This is a genomic window from Cardinium endosymbiont cBtQ1 of Bemisia tabaci (assembly GCF_000689375.1).
GTDB lineage: Bacteria > Bacteroidota > Bacteroidia > Cytophagales > Amoebophilaceae > Cardinium.
On the sequence record NZ_CBQZ010000004.1, the window covers coordinates 1 to 21346 of the forward strand.

16 protein-coding genes, 2 tRNA genes and 5 pseudogenes are annotated in these 21346 nt (G+C 35.6%); 10 read left to right on the top strand and 13 right to left on the bottom strand.

Annotation, left to right across the window (positions count from 1 at the left end):
* From CHV_RS05345 to CHV_RS03520, 4 genes and pseudogenes are all read right to left on the bottom strand, one after another.
* Positions 1-409: pseudogene (locus CHV_RS05345) on the bottom strand (IS982-like element ISCca4 family transposase); the annotation flags it as partial.
* A 65-nt stretch (positions 410-474) separates the two neighbouring features.
* Positions 475-1815 carry a hypothetical protein gene (locus CHV_RS03510; RefSeq protein ID WP_034577414.1) on the bottom strand — a complete coding sequence of 447 codons (1341 nt, stop codon included), beginning with the start codon at positions 1813-1815 and terminating at the stop codon, positions 475-477.
* A protein-coding gene (locus CHV_RS05350) for an IS6-like element ISCca2 family transposase (RefSeq protein ID WP_420888360.1) occupies positions 1784-2492 on the bottom strand; the annotation gives its coding sequence in 2 pieces (ribosomal slippage) (positions 1784-2161 and positions 2163-2492; 708 coding nt in all). The genes CHV_RS03510 and CHV_RS05350 overlap by 32 nt, the downstream gene beginning before the upstream one ends.
* 192 nt (positions 2493-2684) lie before the next feature.
* Complete coding sequence (locus CHV_RS03520) at positions 2685-4301, bottom strand: tetratricopeptide repeat protein (protein ID WP_034577415.1); 1617 nt, start codon at positions 4299-4301, stop codon at positions 2685-2687.
* Positions 4302-4588: 287 nt separating this feature from the next.
* Here CHV_RS03520 and CHV_RS05355 point away from each other — a divergent pair.
* Positions 4589-5298, top strand: a pseudogene (locus CHV_RS05355) (IS6-like element ISCca2 family transposase).
* Between the two features lie 287 nt (positions 5299-5585).
* On the opposite strand, the pseudogene CHV_RS05360 reads toward CHV_RS05355, so the two are convergent.
* Positions 5586-6297, bottom strand: a pseudogene (locus CHV_RS05360) (IS6-like element ISCca2 family transposase).
* Positions 6298-6417: 120 nt separating this feature from the next.
* On the opposite strand from CHV_RS05360, the pseudogene CHV_RS05625 reads away from it, so the two are divergent.
* Positions 6418-6547: pseudogene (locus CHV_RS05625) on the top strand (IS982 family transposase); the annotation flags it as partial.
* A gap of 2 nt (positions 6548-6549) precedes the next feature.
* Here CHV_RS05625 and CHV_RS05865 read toward each other — a convergent pair.
* The 4 genes and pseudogenes from CHV_RS05865 to CHV_RS05630 form a co-directional block, all read right to left on the bottom strand.
* Positions 6550-6675, bottom strand: coding sequence for a hypothetical protein (locus CHV_RS05865; protein ID WP_223245683.1), 126 nt, complete (start codon positions 6673-6675; stop codon positions 6550-6552).
* 56 nt (positions 6676-6731) lie between these two features.
* Complete coding sequence (locus tag CHV_RS03535) at positions 6732-7043, bottom strand: DMT family transporter (RefSeq protein ID WP_034577416.1); 312 nt, start codon at positions 7041-7043, stop codon at positions 6732-6734.
* Between the two features lie 208 nt (positions 7044-7251).
* The gene (locus tag CHV_RS03540; RefSeq protein WP_034577417.1) at positions 7252-8733 is read right to left on the bottom strand and encodes an OstA-like protein; all 1482 of its coding nucleotides are present in this window, start codon (positions 8731-8733) and stop codon (positions 7252-7254) included.
* Positions 8734-8947: 214 nt separating this feature from the next.
* Positions 8948-9118, bottom strand: a pseudogene (locus CHV_RS05630) (IS6 family transposase); the annotation flags it as partial.
* Between the two features lie 463 nt (positions 9119-9581).
* Here CHV_RS05630 and CHV_RS03545 point away from each other — a divergent pair.
* Positions 9582-10166, top strand: a complete 585-nt coding sequence (locus CHV_RS03545) for a 50S ribosomal protein L25/general stress protein Ctc (RefSeq protein ID WP_034577418.1) — start codon at positions 9582-9584, stop codon at positions 10164-10166.
* 67 nt (positions 10167-10233) lie between these two features.
* Entirely contained in the window at positions 10234-10791 is a 558-nt protein-coding gene (gene pth, locus CHV_RS03550) for an aminoacyl-tRNA hydrolase (protein ID WP_034577419.1), read from the top strand.
* Between the two features lie 260 nt (positions 10792-11051).
* On the opposite strand, the gene CHV_RS05635 is transcribed toward pth, so the two are convergent.
* Together CHV_RS05635 and CHV_RS03555 are read right to left on the bottom strand one after the other, a co-directional pair.
* The gene (locus tag CHV_RS05635) at positions 11052-11189 is read right to left on the bottom strand and encodes a hypothetical protein (RefSeq protein ID WP_156933600.1); all 138 of its coding nucleotides are present in this window, start codon (positions 11187-11189) and stop codon (positions 11052-11054) included.
* A gap of 177 nt (positions 11190-11366) precedes the next feature.
* Entirely contained in the window at positions 11367-11654 is a 288-nt protein-coding gene (locus CHV_RS03555; protein WP_014934458.1) for an HU family DNA-binding protein, read from the bottom strand.
* 227 nt (positions 11655-11881) lie between these two features.
* On the opposite strand from CHV_RS03555, the gene CHV_RS03560 reads away from it, so the two are divergent.
* Both CHV_RS03560 and CHV_RS03565 read left to right on the top strand, forming a co-directional pair.
* Positions 11882-11955, top strand: a tRNA-Asp gene (locus tag CHV_RS03560).
* Positions 11956-12173: 218 nt separating this feature from the next.
* Entirely contained in the window at positions 12174-12632 is a 459-nt protein-coding gene (locus CHV_RS03565) for a DUF4293 family protein (RefSeq protein ID WP_034577420.1), read from the top strand.
* 101 nt (positions 12633-12733) lie between these two features.
* Here CHV_RS03565 and CHV_RS03570 read toward each other — a convergent pair.
* A tRNA-Arg gene (locus CHV_RS03570) sits at positions 12734-12807 on the bottom strand.
* 85 nt (positions 12808-12892) lie between these two features.
* Here CHV_RS03570 and CHV_RS03575 point away from each other — a divergent pair.
* From CHV_RS03575 to CHV_RS03585, 3 genes are all read left to right on the top strand, one after another.
* Positions 12893-13549, top strand: a complete 657-nt coding sequence (locus CHV_RS03575; protein WP_034577421.1) for an ABC transporter ATP-binding protein — start codon at positions 12893-12895, stop codon at positions 13547-13549.
* Between the two features lie 94 nt (positions 13550-13643).
* Complete coding sequence (holA, locus tag CHV_RS03580) at positions 13644-14663, top strand: DNA polymerase III subunit delta (RefSeq protein WP_034577422.1); 1020 nt, start codon at positions 13644-13646, stop codon at positions 14661-14663.
* A gap of 510 nt (positions 14664-15173) precedes the next feature.
* A complete protein-coding gene (locus CHV_RS03585) occupies positions 15174-18206 on the top strand; it encodes a tetratricopeptide repeat protein (RefSeq protein WP_084303107.1) in 3033 nt (1010 codons plus the stop codon).
* A gap of 62 nt (positions 18207-18268) precedes the next feature.
* Here the strand turns inward: CHV_RS03585 and CHV_RS03590 are convergent, their stop codons facing one another.
* Positions 18269-20662, bottom strand: a complete 2394-nt coding sequence (locus CHV_RS03590; protein ID WP_034577426.1) for an alpha-ketoacid dehydrogenase subunit alpha/beta — start codon at positions 20660-20662, stop codon at positions 18269-18271.
* A 357-nt stretch (positions 20663-21019) separates the two neighbouring features.
* Here CHV_RS03590 and CHV_RS03595 point away from each other — a divergent pair, with 357 nt between their 5' ends.
* The gene (locus tag CHV_RS03595) at positions 21020-21298 is read left to right on the top strand and encodes a co-chaperone GroES (protein WP_034577428.1); all 279 of its coding nucleotides are present in this window, start codon (positions 21020-21022) and stop codon (positions 21296-21298) included.
* Positions 21299-21346 lie beyond the last annotated feature (48 nt).

Here is a 21346-nt window from a genome sequence, read left to right on the forward strand (position 1 = left end):
AATTGTCTTAAATACTTTATGAGCATAAGCTCTTTTTATATTACAAACCTTTATAGCGGTTGAATCCATAAAATAACAGCCTGTTCTCGTTTTAGAAAGACTTTGAAGAAAAAAAGTAAAATGGAACTACTGTTCTTTGAACTAGGGATATAAATCTACTATAGCTTACTAACTTGCAAAAGTCATTAGAATGAAATTGTTGTAAATGAATATAATACAACTTAAAATTTCTAAAGCCAATTACATGAAAAGCAATTAATATTGTCATTATTTCGCTCAAAGTCAGTGAACATGTTCTAGTAGGTTTTCTATCTGAAGTAGGTAACAAATGTGATTCCATATAAGGCATAAATTTTATAAGAAATTCATCAACAGCGTAATATATTTCAACTAATTTTGATACATTCATATCCGGCTCCTTTGGTTTTTATGATTATTTTTCAATCCCACAAATTTAAAACACAAAGGAGCTTTTTATACTCTTTTCTTAATTTCTAATCCAAAACTGACGTTATTAGCAGTCTGTTCTGTTATTAATAAATCATTTCCTTGCTTATAAAGCATAATATTTCCTATATCTATATCAATTACCATATGTTTTTCTATACCTGTAAAGGTAAAGATACTTTTATGTAAACTTTTATGACAAAATGGCATCAATGTTATTCCATTTTCTATCGCAAATGGGATAAAAGTATTATTATTTTGATCCATTAATACGATATGCTGATGTTCTTTACTTCTAAAATAATCTAGAATAGTAATATCCATAACTGGCGATATATGTAATATCAGATCATCAGTATCTTTGATTAGAATTATATCTATTGATATGAATGGCACACTCAATATATCAAGTTTGAAATCTCTAGCATAATTGTTAATGGATAAATTTAAATCCTTCTTTGTTTGAGTTACTACATATAAATCACTACCTTCTCCTCCTGATATAAATATGGTATTATCATCATTTTCTATGATATCATCAGCTACAGAACCAAATTTCCATAAATCATTATTTGGATATCTTACTTTACCAAGAATATTATAGTTATGTTCTGTATATGTAATATTATGATAATGGTTTACCAGCTCTTCAATTTGCATATTCCTATCTATACCAGCATTTATTAAAAAATTCTTTATATCATGGCTTGTTGTAAGTTTATCTAATATTAGTACAATATTATTACCATACCTATCTATTAATACATAATTTGTTATATTAGTAGTATTTGTAAGATAGTTTTCTAACGCTAATTCGTACTGATCATTTTTTGATAAAGGTATATTGATTATCAAGCGATTGCTTGAGGAATTGTATTTAATGCTTGTGGCGTCGTTTAATAACGATATTTCAGGAAATATTATGTTTTTTGTGCCAATGCCAGGTATATTTATATTAGACTCAGCATAATCGAGGTTAGAATTTTTCGATTTTATATAAATATTATAATTGGTATCATCTCCTGTAACTATAGTATTAGGTGATACAATTACATTTCTACATCCTTTTATGGTATCTTTTTGAGTATAGCTGATTCCACCACCACTATCTACTGTAATATGGTTATGCGATATATTAGCATCGTATATAGTGGAATCAGAATCTTTTTGATGCAATAGATTATTGCATACGATTTTATCTACTTTATTTGAATCACTATTATACCTAATCGTTACATTTTCTGACTGACCATATATCTTTGATACACTATTACTGGATCTGTCGCATCTACATTGAATTTTTCCTAGTTCTCCGGTTTGTCTTAAAAATTGGATATTATGCGGCCATAATCTTGGCAAAGTTTTCAAAAGTAGAATTCTGTTTTTTAGTTCCGATTAATTGTCCTTTTTGAATGATTCTAATATTTTCTATCCCTTTTATAGTAATGGCAGCAGCATGGAAATTCTTAAACCCTAGCATAGTCTTTATCCGTTTTTTGATAAACCTGTGGTCTTGCTCGACTCTATTATTCAGGTATTTGTTTTGAAATATTGGAATTTTATGATCTTGATCTAGTTCTGTATTTAAAGCATCAAGCGCAGCCTTATTACTACCGCTTTTATCAACTACCACTTTAGAAGGAATATTATTACAGCTGATAGCCTTACGAAAAAAATAAAGAGCTGCAGACTTGTCTCTACTTTCACTTAGAAAAAAGTACAACTGTATCTCCATAACGATCTACTGCTCTATATAAATAGATCCACTTACCATTCATCTTTACGTAAGTTTCATCCATTCTCCAACTACTACTAACTGGGCGTTTTCGTCTTCTTACTTCTTGATCTATGAGGGGAACAAACTTAATAACCCATCTTTGTAAAGTGGAATGATCAATCTTTGCGCCTCTGATATGCATCATCTCTTCCAGATCTCTATAGCTTAACGAAAAACGACATTTCATGTACACAAATAAAAGAATTAACTCCGGGGATGAACAAAATCCTTTAAAATATGGCAATAATCGAGGCGTAATACTAAACATCTAAACTAAAGTTTTAAACTAAAAATCTAAATTTAAGGCTTTCTTTACACACATGCGACAGAACCGACAAGGGGGAGAGATAGACAAAATTAAAGGTAGACGCGACAGAACCGAAAAAACTATCAATTAAATAAATTTATATAAATATAATATTTCAAGGTCGACTACTTAAACAGCCTCGTATACAATCGATTAATTTTTTTCTTTATGGGTAAAAAATGGATCATCTGAAAGATATTGTTTTTTCTTGTGCATCGCTTGTAATAAGCTATAAGCAGATCGATATTTTTTTAAATAGTAATAACTATAGTACAAAGCTTGTCCAACTGCTTGGTCTTTTTTGTCTTGTCTACGGGCTATTTTTAGGTAATCCATAGACTTTTTTAGATATTTTTCTAATTTTGATACCCTTTGTGCCCACTGATTACAGGCCAATATTGCTGCTTTTTTTTGGTTTATGTAGCTATATAAAGGGCTTGTATAGGATATATGGCCTGTTTTTAACAACAGATTTAAGATGTTTATTTTACTATGTTGAACAAGTTGATAATCATATACTACGCAGGTAGGGCGGGCAAATAGAAGTGGTTTAGAGAGCCAACGCCTTACATTAAAAATGGGCCATATACCGTGATGCGATACGGATCCCATACCATCGGGCAATGTATAGCTAAGCGTCACATGGATTAAGCCATACCAATCAGTCAACCTAGGATGGGCTAACGGCTCTTTTTGTCCAAATAATTGTACCGTATCGCTATGCAATTTTATGGCTTTATTGTAAAATACAAAACCTATTTGACACAACGCATCATATTGATGGGGCTGATCTTTTAAAACTTTCTTGTAATAAAAAACGGCCTCTTCTATACGTCCTTGATATTCTAGGAGATAAGCATATGCATAATAGGCATGGATTTCTTTATTTTGGAGCCCAACGGCTAAGCCATCTGCATAACTATCTAATTTGCCAGCAGCATCATAGATGCAACATTTTTCTTCTAATAACTCATTATTAAAAGGAAACTGAAGGAGTGCTTCATTGAGAATAGCTATAGCTGTATCAAAATTTTTAAGTTTATAGTAATGAATAGCAGCTATAGCACGCAAAACAGCAAAGTGTGGGCCTTCCACTCTTAAATAGTCTTGATAATAACGCAAGGCTTCCTCTGGCTTATCATGGCTATGATAGGCAATAGCCATATACAACAATGGCGTAGTTTCTTTAGACAAAATACGTCTGCAAATAGCAAATTGCTCTATGGCTTGATCAAATGCTTCTTGTCTATAGTAACCTATCCCTCTGTTTAAAAAATAACTCCATAGAGCAGTTAAGTTACCAACGGAAAAGCTATGAAATTGTTTGTGTTTAGATACACTTAATTGCTGCGCTTGAGCATAGGCGGTAAGAGCCTGATCCAATAAAGCGGGTGCTTCTTCTGAAGCCACATGATCCCTTAAAAGTCGATCATAAATAACCCCTCTATAATACCAGGTCGCAGGATGGCCTGCGAGCTTGCTATCTTTAATAGCTGCATCAATAGCCAATCGAGCTTGTTGTACATTAGACAAAGCAGTGGCTTGATCTGATGGAGGGTTATTATCTGTATCATCTACTGATGGAGATGGCACTTCACTATGCTTTGGCTTAGCACTCTTCTGCTTATTTTGACCCTCAAAGGTACGTAGAATCTGCGCTATGGATGGAGGAATCGCCAAAAGGGAATGGGGAATTACCAACCATACCAGTACACAAGAAAATCTATACCTACCTACTTTATAAAGAATCATTCTATATTTTTTATCCATATTTTAATCTACTATTGCACTAATTAATGGTTAAACAGAAGCTATAGCAGCTATAGCTCACTACTCCTTGGACGCATTTTTATATACCACAAGAACAAGGCAAAATAAAAGGCGTAAATGATCTGTTACCAGTTGCAAATTAAAGGCCTATTTTGAAAAATACAAATAAAGGAACTGTTTAAGGACAATATAGTCTGCTAAGCCATACGATACATTCTGACGGGTTCTGTCGCATGTGTGTAAAGAAAGCCTTAAATTTAGATTTTTAGTTTAAAACTTTAGTTTAGATGTTTAGTATTACGCCTCGATTATTGCCATATTTTAAAGGATTTTGTTCATCCCCGGAGTTAATTCTTTTATTTGTGTACATGAAATGTCGTTTTTCGTTAAGCTATAGAGATCTGGAAGAGATGATGCATATCAGAGGCGCAAAGATTGATCATTCCACTTTACAAAGATGGGTTATTAAGTTTGTTCCCCTCATAGATCAAGAAGTAAGAAGACGAAAACGCCCAGTTAGTAGTAGTTGGAGAATGGATGAAACTTACGTAAAGATGAATGGTAAGTGGATCTATTTATATAGAGCAGTAGATCGTTATGGAGATACAGTTGTACTTTTTTCTAAGTGAAAGTAGAGACAAGTCTGCAGCTTCTTTATTTTTTTCGTAAGGCTATCAGCTGTAATAATATTCCTTCTAAAGTGGTAGTTGATAAAAGCGGTAGTAATAAGGCTGCGCTTGATGCTTTAAATACAGAACTAGATCAAGATCATAAAATTCCAATATTTCAAAACAAATACCTGAATAATAGAGTCGAGCAAGACCACAGGTTTATCAAAAAACGGATAAAGACTATGCTAGGGTTTAAGAATTTCCATGCTGCTGCCATTACTATAAAAGGGATAGAAAATATTAGAATCATTCAAAAAGGACAATTAATCGGAACTAAAAAACAGAATTCTACTTTTGAAAACTTTGCCAAGATTATGGCCGCATAATATCCAATTTTTAAGACAAACCGGAGAACTAGGAAAAATTCAATGTAGATGCGACAGATCCTAAAATAGACCATACTTTGTCTGAAATATCATGACGGTGAATCCATTTAGACATCTTAGGAATATAATTGATCCTATTAATTTAAAAATATAATACGAACTACAAACCTAATATACAAAATATTTCATGACGACACTATCTAGACTCCCGAAATAGACAAATTAGGGATCTGTCGCATCTACATTGAATTTTTCCTAGTTCTCCGGTTTGTCTTAAAAATTGGATATTATGCGGCCATAATCTTGGCAAAGTTTTCAAAAGTAGAATTCTGTTTTTTAGTTCCGATTAATTGTCCTTTTTGAATGATTCTAATATTTTCTATCCCTTTTATAGTAATGGCAGCAGCATGGAAATTCTTAAACCCTAGCATAGTCTTTATCCGTTTTTTGTATAAACCTGTGGTCTTGCTCGACTCTATTATTCAGGTATTTGTTTTGAAATATTGGAATTTTATGATCTTGATCTAGTTCTGTATTTAAAGCATCAAGCGCAGCCTTATTACTACCGCTTTTTATCAACTACCACTTTAGAAGGAATATTATTACAGCTGATAGCCTTTACGAAAAAAATAAAGAAGCTGCAGACTTGTCTCTACTTTCACTTAGAAAAAAGTCAACTGTATCTCCATAACGATCTACTGCTCTATATAAATAGATCCACTTACCATTCATCTTTACGTAAGTTTCATCCATTCTCCAACTACTACTAACTGGGCGTTTTCGTCTTCTTACTTCTTGATCTATGAGGGGAACAAACTTAATAACCCATCTTTGTAAAGTGGAATGATCAATCTTTGCGCCTCTGATATGCATCATCTCTTCCAGATCTCTATAGCTTAACGAAAAACGACATTTCATGTACACAAATAAAAGAATTAACTCCGGGGATGAACAAAATCCTTTAAAATATGGCAATAATCGAGGCGTAATACTAAACATCTAAACTAAAGTTTTAAACTAAAAATCTAAATTTAAGGCTTTCTTTACACACATGCGACAGAACCCAAATTAGAGTCTGGGGACTTGCACCCCATTTGTTTCACAGCTGTACCGGCGTGCAGTCAGATAGAATATTACAGACATAGAAGTATACCTAATTTTATTGTCAATTTCATTGCTGGAATTACAGCTTATGGACTAAAAGAGAAAAAACCGGCTATAACTAATATATATGACTGGTTTACAATAACTCTAATCCAGAATTGACGTTAGTAGATTATCTCCCTCATCTACTTTTACAATGGTGCTGGAAAATAACCTAAGGGTAAAAGCATCTATCCAATTTAAGTTTTCTGCTGCATTAGACCTGTTATACAGAGGAGATAGATCCGCAAATCGTAACTTTTTTCGATTCGGTACCGATGGTCCTAACTTTAAGAAAAGTTAAGTCCAATTATTGATACTATTAGAGTAGTAATAAAGAATAATCGTAATATAGATATTGGTTCATTAAAGATCAATATACCTAATATTGCAGTGCCAGCAGAACCAATACCAGTCCAAACCGCATATGCTGTACCTATAGGAATTTTGTTCAAAGTTTTTGAAAGACATATAAAACTTAATGCTCCAAAGAAAATAAAAAAGATCGTTGGTTTTAGTTTTGTTAAACCATTAGAATATTTTAATGAAATAGAAAACGCTATTTCAAAAAGTCCTGCCATAATTAAAAGAATCCAGTACATAAGGTGAAGTATTAATACAAAATATGTTATTACAATAGGGTATTAAGGGTATTAGGCAAAATAGTACGTAAATACACGCTAAGGGTCTTACCATTTAAGGGCATATTCCTCCATAACATGTGCATCAGTAAAATTAAGGTAAATATTCCTTTTAATGTATCATTCCATTATGGAACAATAAAACTACTAAAATAGGAAACATTTTAACTCATTTTTTGTCCAGTTTTTTCGGTCCACTATAATTTTGATCTGTTACATCTTTAAGCAGTCCTTCTAAGATATTTGCTTTCGTAGGCCATTTTTCACCAAACCAAACAAAACCAGGTAATTTCATTTGCGCTTCTTTTAAACTTTCTGCTGGATAAAAGACCCCTATTGGTTTGGGCTGGCAAGTCATTTGCGCTAATGTGTTATCAACCATATTCATTTCCATACCATTACATTTGAGATGGTTCATACCTACCAGCTCATTGTTATCCCCAAGCGCAAAATATATACTCTCACTATTACCACTTATCGACATTTTCTCAATTACACCTTCTTTAAAAAGCCCAACTAGTTTATTCCCCTTTACTTGATTGTAGTGACCAACTAAATTTTCTGAGGCCATAAATAGATTTTTATCTACAAACATACGCACATGCTCTCCTTCCTCTATAGCCAAGTGTACTGCTTCTCCTGTAATTTGGTATTGACCGCACCAAATAATCGGCTTATTATGTAAATAAATTGTGTTTTTACTGGTATTGTAAACAGCGCCATCTGCAACACCCTGTAAAACTTCTTGGTAGAGCCTAACATGGTTTAAAGCATGAACTTCTTGCTCAGGTGGCTCATTTTTTTCCAAAAAAATAAAAGTATCTGCACGCAAATAGATCGTCTCATTATTTAATACTTTGGTTAATAATGGGCTATCTGTTATGACGCTTTTTTTCTCTTTTCTAGTATAACTAGCCTTACCACCGGTTATTAAGGCATCATGCTTTTGCGAATGAAGTGAGACATGGCCAGTAGCTGCGCAATCCTCTCCATTAACAATCTCTAAGTGGTCTGCAGCAAGCCTTATATTTTCTGTGGTAAGTACTCCTTGTTCAAAAGCAAGTTGTTTTTTAGGCAATGAATAATATCCCCCCTTAGGGGTCTTAAGTACTCCATCACGATAAATAATTTTGGTAGGGCCTCGAAAGTAAGCAACCTCTGATTCAGTCTTATAATCCAGCTGATCGGAATGGAAGGTATAACTAGGGTCTACTAAGACTACCTTATCGCAAAAGGTAACTTGATGATGGGCACCATCATAAAGACCCATACTACTGGTTAAAACCATTTGATCTTGTACCAACTTTCCCCCTTGCAAAAACTTACCTTGTTTTTTTTCCACATCGTAGATTAATTTAGGAGTATAAAATGTAGCTTTTCTAGATAAATAGCGTACATTTTTTTCGAAAACAGCTCGCTTTTGTAGTAAGTCATAGGTTAAGAAAACACTTTCTACAACGTTACCTTCTTGATCCATAATTTTGACATTGCCCTGCGCTTTTATAAGCTCTTGATCATCATATTTATAGGCCTTATCTGCAGTCAATACCATACCGTTCGTATGGAAAGTAAAGACCACATTCCCTTCTAGTTTCTTACAAGGCTTATTATCTATCACATCGCTTTCTAACCGATCCGCTTTATAGGTCATCGCTTCAGCCCAAATAGAAAGGGGGAAGGTAAGTAGATATGCCGCAAAATAAATAATTCGTTTACACACTTTTCTATCTTTTCAAAAACAAATCATCCAAACTTAATAAAAAGCAAGATAATGACCTCAGGGTTTGTTAAGTTGTGTTAGGTACACGTTACATCAGATCTGTTTTTTGCGCTCTCTTGTGTTTGTCGTTGATTGTGTATAGGCCTCTCTGTGGGGTATGGTGATCCACTTTTGTCCCTTTGATATGCATCATTTCTTCCAGGTCTCTATAGCTTTACAGGGAAACGGTATTTCATGTAGACAAAATAAGAAAATTACCTTTGCTGATGGGCAAAATCCTTTAAAATAGGAGCAATCTTGGCCTAATGGCAAACATTCTTATTAAGTTTTAAAACAAAACCTTAATTTAATGGTTTTTTTTAAATAGACGCGACAGAACCAAAGTTTGTCCTAATTTTTCGGGTTACTATATTTTTCAGTCCACTATACTTTTTATCTGCATGCTTTTTTTATTAAATTTGGTTCTTCGTGTAATGGCTACATGATGATACCTAACTAGTCATTTGTTATATTCTAGATATATATCCATCACGAAGATTTTATTGTCTAGCTTTGGAAGAAAAACCCCGCACTTGCAGTGCGTTGTTTCAACATATAGAATTTAGAGATGCAGTATAAAATGATAAAGAATCATATTGATAAATATAAATCGAAAGAACACAAACTTGGATATTTTAAAGTTGAAAACTAGTTGTGGCTAAGCCATTCATGCCGTAATCTTAAGCCCTGTATTTGCAATCGAGGGCGGGTTAACTTTTTATTAATCAGAAAGCACAAATATGAAAGTAATAGAGATTTTAGGGTATAAAAGAGCAAATCTCGGTAAGGCCGAATCTAAAAAACTAAGAACAGCTGCACAAGTCCCAGGGGTATTATATGGTGGTACCGAGCAAGTACATTTCCATGTACCTATGGTGCTTTTACGTGATTTGATTTATACACCTCATGCCCATTTTGTAGACCTCAATATTGAAGGATCCATCTACAGATGTATTTTACAAGAGATGCAATTCCATCCAGTAAGTGAAATGATGTTGCATGTGGATTTTTTGCAAATTTTTGATAGTAAAAAAATTAAAATGGATATCCCAACCGCATTTGTTGGGAAAGCAATTGGTGTAGCCAAAGGAGGGGTGCTTGCTAAGAAGCAAAGAAAATTGCCTATCTCAGCTTATCCAAAGAATATGCCATCGATCGTGGATATCGATGTTTCTCATCTTGATTTGGGACAAATTGTACGGGTGCATCAAATTCCAATGGCAAATTATACTATTTTAGCCTTGCCTAATACACCAGTCGCCTCTATTGAGATTCCAAGGGCATTGCGTAGTGCAGCTAGTAAAGAGGAGAAAAAAGGGAAGTAATCATAAATTGCCTTTTGGGGTGGTTTTGAAGCAGTACCATCAATAGCCATAGCGTCTAAAATAACCTATGAAATTACTACTAGTTGGATTGGGAAACATTGGTTCAGAATATGTTCATACTAGGCATAATGTAGGATTTTTAGTAGTGGACCATTTAGCAGCTCAACAAAAAGTTACTTTTCAAGTAAGTCGGTTGGCTGCTATCTCTTCTTTTGCCCACCATCCATATCAAGTATATATGATTAAACCTACCACTTATATGAATAATAGTGGTAAATCCGTTCGCTATTGGTTGCACTACTTAAAAATACCAGTTGAACAAAGTTTGACGATTGTAGATGACATCGCCCTTCCTTTTGGTAGAATGCGTTTGCGGACGAAAGGTGCTGATGCAGGCCACAATGGCCTAAAAAGCATTGCCCATGCTCTGGCTTCAAACCACTACCCACGTCTTCGAATAGGTATTGGAAATGATTTTCCCAAAGGTAAACTTTCGGATTTTGTTTTAAATAATTTTAATGAAAAAGAATTACAAACAATAGATGACCACTTGGATAAAGCTTGTGAAATATTAATGGCTTGGTGTAATAAAGGCATTGTAGATGCTATGAACCTGTTTAATTAAATAAAATATAGCGTATCTATTCAGATTAATTCGGTGTATCAAAAAATAAAATATAAATCAAGCCCTGTTAAAAAATTTTGAACCCAGTGCTTATAGATAGCACGCCAAGCCATTTGGTACGGAACCTAAGGAGTGGATTTTTCAACTCTAAGCAGGGCTTTCAAAACTTTTTATACAGGGCTATTTTTGTACTTCTTAAGAAGATGATGTTTACAGGTGATTGAACAAATATACCCTAAGCGCTACTAAAGTCATCAGGTTTATTTATGGTTTTTAGCGCCTAATAGGCCCACTATATTCACACCACCTTTTGCTTCATCAAAGCCACTGACCAAGTGAAAAGTAACACTAAGACTTAATCTTCTTTTGCAATAGCGTTTTGCAAATTTGTAAAGCATTGCAAGCTTAAAGCAAATACTATTTTCGTATTTAACACACTTCTTCACCTGACTAAATACCATGACATTTTTACATTATATTTCTTTATCAAGTTATCTTTCTCATATTAGAAAAAAAACTTGATCATTGTCTATCATTACAATAATGATGGTGTTATGTATCTAGCCTTATAAAGGTTATGTAGCACCAGCTGCTTTAATTTTTGCTGCAAAAAACTTAGAATGCTTAAAAAATGGAATATAGTGTTCCTCTACAACAATAGCTGTATTGGTACTAATGTTACGCCCAATTTTTTTAGCACGTTTCTTTTTAGAAAAACTACCAAAACCACTAAAATGTACGCGATGATCATCTATTACAGCATCTTGAATAACACGAAATAATTCATCGATCGTATTTTTAACATCTTCTTTATCAATCCCTGTTTTCCGAGCGATTGCTAAAATTACTTCTGATTTGGTCATGGTATATACAGATTTAAAAATTATATAGCCATTTATGTAGATGGGTGGGTTAGTGTTAAACCCATTCACACTATGCTATGATAACAAGTTCATTATTATGCTGTGAATTTACATGAGACAGTTTGAACTTGCAATTATTTTCCTGTATAAAACGATTATTATTTTTGATAAATAATAATTTATACATTAAATTTGTACTTCACCGTAGGAGTTTGTAGAAGTTTTACGGTCTGGTAGTTCAGTTGGTTAGAATGCCTGCCTGTCACGTAGGAGGTCGCGGGTTCGAGTCCCGTCCAGACCGCTTTTATCCGAGGTTAAGATAGAAAAATTGTTCTGCTAATACCTATAAAAGGTTGCTTATATAAATAAAATTATACGTAGATCTACTATAGAGCTATACATTAATAGCCTAATCGATGGATAAGGTGGTAGTTAGTTGTCTAAATATTTGGATGGACTATACGTATCGCTGTTTGACCTGCTACTTTCTTAGCTTTTTCTATTTTTATACCATTGCACATGATTCAAAGAATTCAATCGCTATATTTAGGTATAGTTTGTATCGCTATGGCTGCTTTTTTGAACGTTTCAGTTTGGGTAAAAGTAAGCTTAGACCGTATTTGTACCATGAAGTCCTATGGGCTTATTCTTTCTACAGATCAATGTATTATATTCCCCTATGGTTGTTGTGCTTTATACTGCTGTTGGCTTATGGGAACAGCAATGTATGCCATCACCCAGCATAACCATAGAAAGTTACAACTCCATTTAACTACCCACATCAGCTTGCTATTAATTGTACTAGGGGTGGGTATTTGGATGTTGGTTAACAAGGCTAATGCTGCCTATTTGCCAGATGGATATAGCAGCTATAAAATAGGCATTCTCTTTCCATTTATCGCTTTGATAGCCAATCTATTGGCACGGCATCACATTCAAAAAGATATCCAATTGGTTGATCAGGATTCCTTGCGCTAGGAGAAGAATATTACCCATTGAGCCATATTGGGCCTATTTTTGGGTTTATCTATACCTTATTTGTTTAGACTACTCGTGTGGCTTTCTTATAATTCGAATTGTGCGCTCGGAAGGATTCGAACCCTCAACCTTCGGAGCCGAAATCCGACGTTCTATCCGGTTGAACTACGAGCGCGTGACCAAAATTTATATATTTACAGTCTATTTTTTGCAGCAGAGTCTTAAATTTCAAGTAAAAATACAAAATTTTATGCATATATATGCTTGTAGCCAAACAAGTCTGTAAATCTTACCATGGATATAAAATCCTGAAACAGATCGATCTATCCATCCATACCGGGGAGATGGTGGCCATTATGGGGCCCTCTGGGGCTGGAAAAACTACCTTATTACATCTTTTATCTACATTAGACAAGCCAGATAGTGGCCTTTTAACACTGGATGGCATAGATCTTATAGCACTGAAAGGCCGTGCATTGGCGACATTTAGAAATAAAAAAATAGGATTTGTTTTTCAGTTTCATAACCTTTTACCCGAATTTACAATTTTTGAAAACATTTGTATACCAGGCTATATTGGTGCTTTTTCTAAAAAAGAGGTAGTCCAAAAAGCCAGTTACCTTTTAGATTTACTCGGTATTAGCCATCGAAAAAATCATTTACCAGAAGCTGTTTCTGGAGGCGAGCGACAGCGTGCCGCTGTGGCTAGAGCATTGATCAACCACCCATCTATTGTTTTTGCTGATGAACCCAGTGGTAATCTTGATTCGAAAAATGGAGAAATGCTACATGCGCTTTTCTTAGATCTTTCTAAGCGGCTCAAGCAAACTTTCGTTTTGGTAACCCATAACCAATCGTTGGCAACTATTACAGATAAAATTTTATTATTGCAAGATGGTATATTGAAGCCCGCTTAAAGCTGCAGCAGGTAATCCCCTAAACCATGGGGCGATTATGATCGCTTAAAAAGAAAAAAATAGTTCATTTTAAATGTAAAAAATCAATCCTATCATGCAATCTCCACAAAAGATTCTAGAAGATTTGCAAAAAAATAGCTATGCGCCTATTTATTTTTTGCAAGGAGAAGAAGTATATTATATCGATGCCATTACGCAATATCTCGAAGAAAAACTACTGACGCCGGCTGAACAAAACTTTAATCTAACCATTGTCTATGGCAAAGAATGCAGCATGGCTACACTGCTTACCCAGGCACGCCGTTTTCCAATGGCCGCTAGGCTACAAGTGGTTATCGTCAAAGAAGCACAAGAGATGGCAGACTTAAAAAGCGCTATGGGCCAACAGCTATTATTGCATTATGTGCACCATCCACAACCTACTACCCTGTTGGTTTTTGCACACAAATACAAAACAATAGATGGAAGAAGTGCTTTTGGGAAAGCGTTAAGCAAACACAATGTATTGGTTACCTCTAAAAAACTATATGATGCACAATTGCCTTCTTTTATCAAGTCCTTTGTACAAAATCTTCAGCTGTCTATCACAGAACAAGCGGTTTGCTTAGTAGAGGCCTATATAGGTAATGATTTAACAAGAATAGCTAATGAACTCCATAAGTTACGTATTAACCTCACCGCAAACAGTACAATTACCGATGATACCGTAGAAGCTTATATAGGGCTGCACAAGCCTTTCAATCTATTTGAACTACAAAAAGCCATTGTTCAGAAAGATTATCCCAAAAGTTACCAAATGATTGGTATTTGTGCATCTAGTTCCAAAGAACATGCTGCGTTACCTATTGTAACCATTTTATACAATTTTTTTGCCAAGCTACTGGTATTGCACCAAACCAAAGAAACTATTCCTACTAAGATTGCGCAACAAGTTGATATACATCCCTATTTTATAAAAGGGTACCTTAATGCGGTTCAAAAGTATACATTGCACCAAACCATGGATAACATAACCTATCTCCATCAAGCGGATCTACAATTAAAAGGCATTAATTCCAATATGAATGATTACCAAATTATGAAAGAATTAATTTTTAAATTAATGCACCCTTAGATTGACTTGTAAAAAGCCAATAAGTTCTATTCCGTAACTGCTATTTTGCATATAAAATGTAAAATAGCTATGCTAGCGTAGCAAGATAAAATAGAAATCCCTATTTTGGAGCTATAGAATGTACGAACCATTTTTATAAATGTAGTCCATTGTGGGCGCTTTCTTATCCAGTTTAGTGGTATACGCATATTGACCAGTTTGCTATAGGACCAAAACTGTTACTGTGGTTTATTGTCTCACTTTGGGAGAAAAACCCCGCACTTGCAGTGCGTCGTTTCAACATATTTGGCAATTAAAGGTTCAATTTTATAAAAAAGTAATCTGTTTGTAAAAAATTCTAGTACTTTTACAGATCAACTGATCAAGGATTATGTTGATAGACATGGATAAATAGAAGATCAACTTGGAGATTTTCAAGTCGAAAACTAGCTGTGGCTAAGGCATTCATGCCGTAATCTTAAGCCCTGTATTTGCAATGCAGGGTGAGTTAACTTTGAACCTAATATACTTATGATACAACCAATATATGCGGTTATGGCAATGGCCATTTTCTTAATGAGTATCCCTTATAAAGGATTTGCTTTAACCAATCATTCGTCTGTTGCATTTCCAGAAGCTATCTTTCATGAAGGGCTGGTGCAGTTTGACGAACAGCAATATGATACGGCTCAAAAGTACTTTGAAACTTATGCAAACCAGCAGTCTAAAAAATATAAGCAAGAAGAAGCTTCCTATTATTTAGTCTTATCTGCTTTAGAAAACAAAGATCCACATATAGTTATGCTATTACAATATTTTATAGTAAAACATCCTACCAGTCCACATCTAGAAACCGTGCGTTATCATTTGGCCCATTGTTTTTCTCAAGCAGGTTTGTGGGATAAAAGCCTCATCTTATATCAAAATATTAATCCAGATCGCTTAGCACCTAAAGCACGCGCAGCTTTTCAATATGCGATAGGACATACCTATTTGCAATTAAAAGATTGGGGAAATGCAAAAAAAAGCTTTTTAGCTATTAACCACAAAACCCATCCTTATTATTATCCTGCACAATTACAGATGGCTTATATAGCTTTTGAGCAAGGAGATTATGATGGTGCGCTGGTCGCGCTACAAATGGCCAACAAAAAATACAGACAAGAAACCCAAAGTTTGATTTTAAAGGTATATCATAAAGCAGGAAATTTTTCATCATTATTAGCCTATGTACAAAATTGTCCGGCCTCATCTTTTGGCAAACAAGATCAACTTCTTATTGCGGATGCCTACTTTTTCCTCAACCAATATCAAGCAGCTGTTCTCCACTATCAGGCAGCCTTAGATAAAGATACCGCCCGTATGACATGGGCTAAGCTGGGCCATGCGTTATATAAAACGGAACAATACCCTCAAGCAGAGACTTGTTTTCAGCAATTGGTAAAAAAGGAGGATCATGCCGGTCAAATTGCTGCCTACTATAGTGGCCTAATCTATGAAAAACAAGGAAATCTTCCAGCAGCAATAGCTGCTTTTTGCCAAGCTGGACGGCTAAAATTTGATCCGGCCATAAGCGATTTAGCAGCTATTAAAGGTGCAGGCTTACGTTACCAACAGGGCGCTATTGCAGAGGTTATAGAAACAATGACGGCTTTTATTCAAGCCCGACCAGAGAGTGAAAATCTTTCGGCTGCACAGACCTTACTGGTAACCTGTTACTATAAAATAAGGGCCTATCAACGGGCCATAGATTATATGGCCGCACTACCCTATAAAACAGAACCACTCTTAAGATTATACCAAAAAGTACTCTTTTATGAAGGATTAGCAGCATACAATGCAGATAGATTTGATGCTGCTATAGCATACTTAAAGCAATCGCTAATTTTCCCTTTTAAACCCGCTTTGGTGTTACAAGCTCAGTTTTGGTTGGGAGAATCCTTTTCTGCCGTTGGCGCATATGAAAAAGCTTTAAGCTTTTATAAAAAATATCGGCAACAAGATGATTTACATACACTTTATTATGCAAAAAACCTATATGGATTAGCCTATAGTTACTTTAACACGGGCCATTATACCACTGCAGCCCAAACTTTTGAAGCCTATATAACGATTACCCAAAAACAGCCTGCTGCTACCCATTATGATGCCATACTTCGGTTGGCTGATTGTTCTTATGTAAAAAAAGATTACGAGGAAGCCCTTAGGCGCTATGCACGTGTCTATACCTATCATCCTGCCCATGTTCGCTACCAAGAAGCTTTGATTTACGAGATATTAGGAGACAAACTGCAGGCAGAGCGTTGCCTACAAGAAATATTCATCCATCATACAGATACCAAGTATTATGAAAAAGCATGTTATCATAAAGCTTGCACTATATTCAACGCAGGCCGCTATGAAGCAGCCATTCAATCATTTAGCCACCTTATCCAACGGAAGCCAACCAGTGATTTACAACCAGAGTTATTAATCAAACGAGGACTTGCTTATGAAAATCTTAAAAAATACCAATCTGCTGCTGCAGACTACCAGGCAATTTTAGACGAATATCCTACTCACCTCCATGCAGAAAGTGCTTTAATGGCGTTATGCAATCTGTTTGCTGTGCAAGGAATCCCTGAAAAATCAGATGTATATTTAAAAAAATATGCCCATGTAACGCAAAAACTGGCTAGCCATTCCGATGAGCAGACCATTGGTGCGGCCAAACGTCTCTTTTATAATCAGGCTTATCATAAAGTGTTGCAAAAACTGGCTGCTTTTGATAAGGACTATCCTTCTAGTCAGTGGCTTGCAGAAGCCTATTTTTTAATGGCAGAAAGCTATTATAGGCTGCAAAAGCAGGACCCAGCTATACGTTATTATAAAAAGATAATAGCTGCCCCCCAAACTACTTTCCATAAAAAAGCATGGTTAAGAATGGCTGATCTAGCTTATCAAGGCAAGCGTTTTCAAGAAGCCATTACCCATTACCAAAAATTACAGAAGATGGAACTGACAAACAAAGAATATCATTATACTTTAATAGGGCTTATAAAGGCTAGTTTTAGCCTAAAAAAATATCAAATTACCACACCTGCTTGTTTACAATTGTTGAATAATCCTAAGGATGCACCAGTTGAAACCATCCAACAGGCTGGGCTTTATCTAGGCAAAATAGCCTTGCAACGGTCAGAATATAAGCGTGCTGCAAGCCATTTTTTAAAAGCTAGTAAGCCATTGCATACCGTTACAGCATCAGAGGCACAATATCTATTGGCCCATACAGCATTTAAACGAAAAGCTTATACCACTTCTTTAGATATTTTGTTTGATCTAGTAGAAAAATATCCGCACAACATGCATTATATAGATGGAGCTTTTTTGCTAATGGCAGACAATTACCTAATGTTGGGGAATCTTATACAAGCTAAAGCTACTTTGGACTCTATGATTCAGCAATCGAAAAATAAAAAGAATATTGCAGTTGCTAAGCAAAAAAAGTCTAAGGTGATCGCTCAGCTCAAAGCAGTAGATAGGGCCACTAAGCAAGCGCCATCACACCCCAAAAGTGCGCCATAGATTTCTAAGAAATTTTGATAGATCTAAAAAATTTTATGTGCCTTGCGTAGGCTCTGTTTCACCTATAAAATAGCTGGATAGCGTAAGGGATCTACTTCATGCATCATGCTATATATTTTACTCACTATTTCCTCTACGTTAGGTTTAGAAAAATAGTTTCCATCGTCTCCGTAGGCTGGGCGATGTGGTTTGCTGCTAATGGTTATCGGTGGTTCGTCCAACATAGCGTAACCTTTCTGCTCTTCCAATACTTGTTGCATCATATAGGCAGTTGTACCGCCTGGGACATCTTCATCTGCAAAAACAATACGATTGGTTTTTGCCAATGATTGTACAATACTATGATGTATATCAAAGGGTAATAAAGTCTGTACATCAATGACTTCACATTCAATGCCTAAACTTGAGAGGCTATTTGCTGCTGCACAAACAATTCGACACATTGCACCATAGGTCACAATCGTCACATCTTTGCCTACACGAAGTAGTTCTGGTACACCTATTGGTATGGTCATGGTTGCTACATTATTAGGCATAGGTTCTTTTAAGCGGTAACCGTTCAAGCACTCAATGATTAAAGCAATGTCATCTGAACGCATCATAGTATTGTAAAAACCAGCTGCTTGGGTCATATTCCGGGGCACTAGTAGGTAGATCCCCCTTATGGCATGCATAATGCTCGATATATAAGAACCAGCGTGCCAGATGCCCTCTAGTCGGTGGCCTCTTGTTCGAATGATCATAGGTGCTTTTTGTCCTCCTTTTGTTCTATATAGCAGCGTAGCTAAATCATCTTGTATAATCTGTAAAGCATAAGGAAGATAGTCTAAATATTGTATTTCAACGATTGGCCTTAGCCCACGCATGGCTGCACCAATGCCTTGGCCGATCATAGTACATTCTCGAATGCTGGTATCGGTTACGCGTAGTGGGCCATATAGAGCTTGTAGACCTGCAAAACCCTGGTTTACATCACCTATTTTGCCTAAATCTTGTCCAATCGCAAAAACACGACCATCACGTTCTAATAACGATTTAAAACAACTACATAATATTTCTCTACCGTCTACCTGTGAAGGATTTTCTGTATAAATAGGAGGTATGCCTTTTACATATAAAGCAGCACTGCTAGAATGGCTATAAAGATGGCTACTGAATCTGTTTGTGTTGTTTCTTATATTTTTGTGCCACCAAGCCAGTAGACCCTTTTTATGGACGTAAGGTATCTCTCGTAATGCATAGAGTGCTTTATCTACTGCTTGGCTGATATCTAAGTGACGGAGATGTGGTTGTGCAAGCGTATGCATAATAGTAGGCCATTCGCTCGTGTCTACTATCTCTTGGGGCAATACGATATCATTTAACAAAGCAAGTAGCTCATTTTTTGCTTGGTTGCGCTCATGGATACAGCTATTCCATGCAGCTTGCTGTGCTACTTTTACTTTTTTATCTGCTTCTAAGGCAATTTTTTGAAGTGCCTCTTCATTGGCTATACCACTTCCTATCATCCATGCTGCCATCTTTGGTAGGCAGTCATATGCCTTTTCCCATCTTAGTCGTTTTGCCGACTTATACCGTTCATGAGAGCCAGATGTAGAATGGCCTTGTGGTTGGGTAAGTTCTTTAACGTGAATCAATACAGGAACATGTTCGGTTCTACAGATGGTTACCGCCTGATGATAGATGTGACATAAAGCTAGATAGTCCCACCCCTTCACAACAAATATTTCATAGCCAGCTTTCCCCTTAGTCCGTTTGAAACCTGCTAAAACGGCAGAAATGTCTCCCTTAGTAGTATGATAGGGTTGGGGAACAGAGATACCATATCCATCATCCCAAATAGAAATACACATAGGTACTTGTAAAACCCCGCCTGCATTAATGGTTTCAAAAAACATACCCTCTGAAGTACTTGCATCACCAATGGTACCAAAAGCCACTTCATTCCCTTTATTAGAGAAATTTTTTTGTATCTTCTGAAAATCAGTAGCTCGGTATAATTTAGAAGCATAGGCTAGCCCTAATAATCTGGGCATTTGTGAGGCCGTACAGGATAGATCAGCAGAAACGTTTTTACGGGTGAGTTGATTCAACCAATTCCCTGCTCCATCTATAAATCTTGTTGCAAAATGGCTGTTCATCATTCTCCCTCCAGAAGCCGGATCAGCCTCTATAGAAGCATGTGCATATAATTGGGCAAAATATTGTTGCAAAGTCAGGGCACCAATCGCAAACATAAAAGTTTGGTCTCTATAGTAGCCGGAACGCCAATCTCCAGCTTGAAAATATTTAGCCATAGCTAGTTGAGCCACCTCTTTACCATCTCCAAAAATGCCAAATTTGGCCTTTCCTGCAAAGACTTCTTTCCGTGCCAAGACACTTGCTGCTCTGCTCTCACAAGCTATTCGGTAGTCATTCAGTATTTCAGTAGGCGTAATGGATAAGGCGTTTAACATATGCTTTTTATAGTGCAAACCGCTTACTAGATTTTAAATTAAAAATATACCATTGTAAATTTAGATGCTTTTTATCCAAAATCATTACGTATCGCTATGAATTATATGGTCACTCCGTAACCTGAAATGCCTTTATAACATGGTTGAATGGATATGGACACAATTGCATGATAGCCAAACGCTGACTAATTGTCACCACCTCTTCATTTATACTTTATAATTTTATCCGTTTAAGGGGTTTGGCATGAAATCTGCTTTAGTACAGGTCAGATTAAAATGTGTGCAACCAAGTTGGCGTGTTGTGCACATAGCTTAATGTAGATGTATACGATCAACCATTATTATAATATATAAGTTATGAGCAAAGTTCATATAAAACCATTAGCTGATAGAGTTCTAGTAGAACCTGCAGCAGCTGAAGAAAAAACAGTTGGCGGAATTATTATTCCTGATAGTGCTAAAGAAAAACCTCAAAAAGGAAAAGTAGTTGCAGTAGGGCCAGGTAAGAAAGATGAACCTATCACGGTTAAAGTAGGAGATCACGTGCTTTATGGCAAGTATAGTGGTACAGAGTTACATATAGATGGTATATCCTATCTTATTATGAAAGAATCAGATATTTATGCTATTACCTAATTCATAGTATACATAATCAATTAAATTCTTATAACCTTATTAAACTAA

Excerpts from the sequence above, each read along its gene's own strand:
- pth (WP_034577419.1), top strand. The coding sequence starts at position 10,234 with ATGAAATTACTACTAGTTGGATTGGGAAACATTGGTTCAGAATATGTT.
- CHV_RS03565 (WP_034577420.1), top strand. The coding sequence starts at position 12,174 with ATGATTCAAAGAATTCAATCGCTATATTTAGGTATAGTTTGTATCGCT.
- CHV_RS03545 (WP_034577418.1), top strand. The coding sequence starts at position 9,582 with ATGAAAGTAATAGAGATTTTAGGGTATAAAAGAGCAAATCTCGGTAAG.
- CHV_RS05635 (WP_156933600.1), bottom strand. The coding sequence starts at position 11,189 with ATGCTTTACAAATTTGCAAAACGCTATTGCAAAAGAAGATTAAGTCTT.
- CHV_RS03590 (WP_034577426.1), bottom strand. The coding sequence starts at position 20,662 with ATGTTAAACGCCTTATCCATTACGCCTACTGAAATACTGAATGACTAC.
- CHV_RS03575 (WP_034577421.1), top strand. The coding sequence starts at position 12,893 with ATGCTTGTAGCCAAACAAGTCTGTAAATCTTACCATGGATATAAAATC.
- CHV_RS03540 (WP_034577417.1), bottom strand. The coding sequence starts at position 8,733 with ATGACCTATAAAGCGGATCGGTTAGAAAGCGATGTGATAGATAATAAG.
- CHV_RS03585 (WP_084303107.1), top strand. The coding sequence starts at position 15,174 with ATGATACAACCAATATATGCGGTTATGGCAATGGCCATTTTCTTAATG.
- CHV_RS03555 (WP_014934458.1), bottom strand. The coding sequence starts at position 11,654 with ATGACCAAATCAGAAGTAATTTTAGCAATCGCTCGGAAAACAGGGATT.
- holA (WP_034577422.1), top strand. The coding sequence starts at position 13,644 with ATGCAATCTCCACAAAAGATTCTAGAAGATTTGCAAAAAAATAGCTAT.
- CHV_RS03520 (WP_034577415.1), bottom strand. The coding sequence starts at position 4,301 with ATGGATAAAAAATATAGAATGATTCTTTATAAAGTAGGTAGGTATAGA.
- CHV_RS03535 (WP_034577416.1), bottom strand. The coding sequence starts at position 7,043 with ATGTACTGGATTCTTTTAATTATGGCAGGACTTTTTGAAATAGCGTTT.
- CHV_RS03595 (WP_034577428.1), top strand. The coding sequence starts at position 21,020 with ATGAGCAAAGTTCATATAAAACCATTAGCTGATAGAGTTCTAGTAGAA.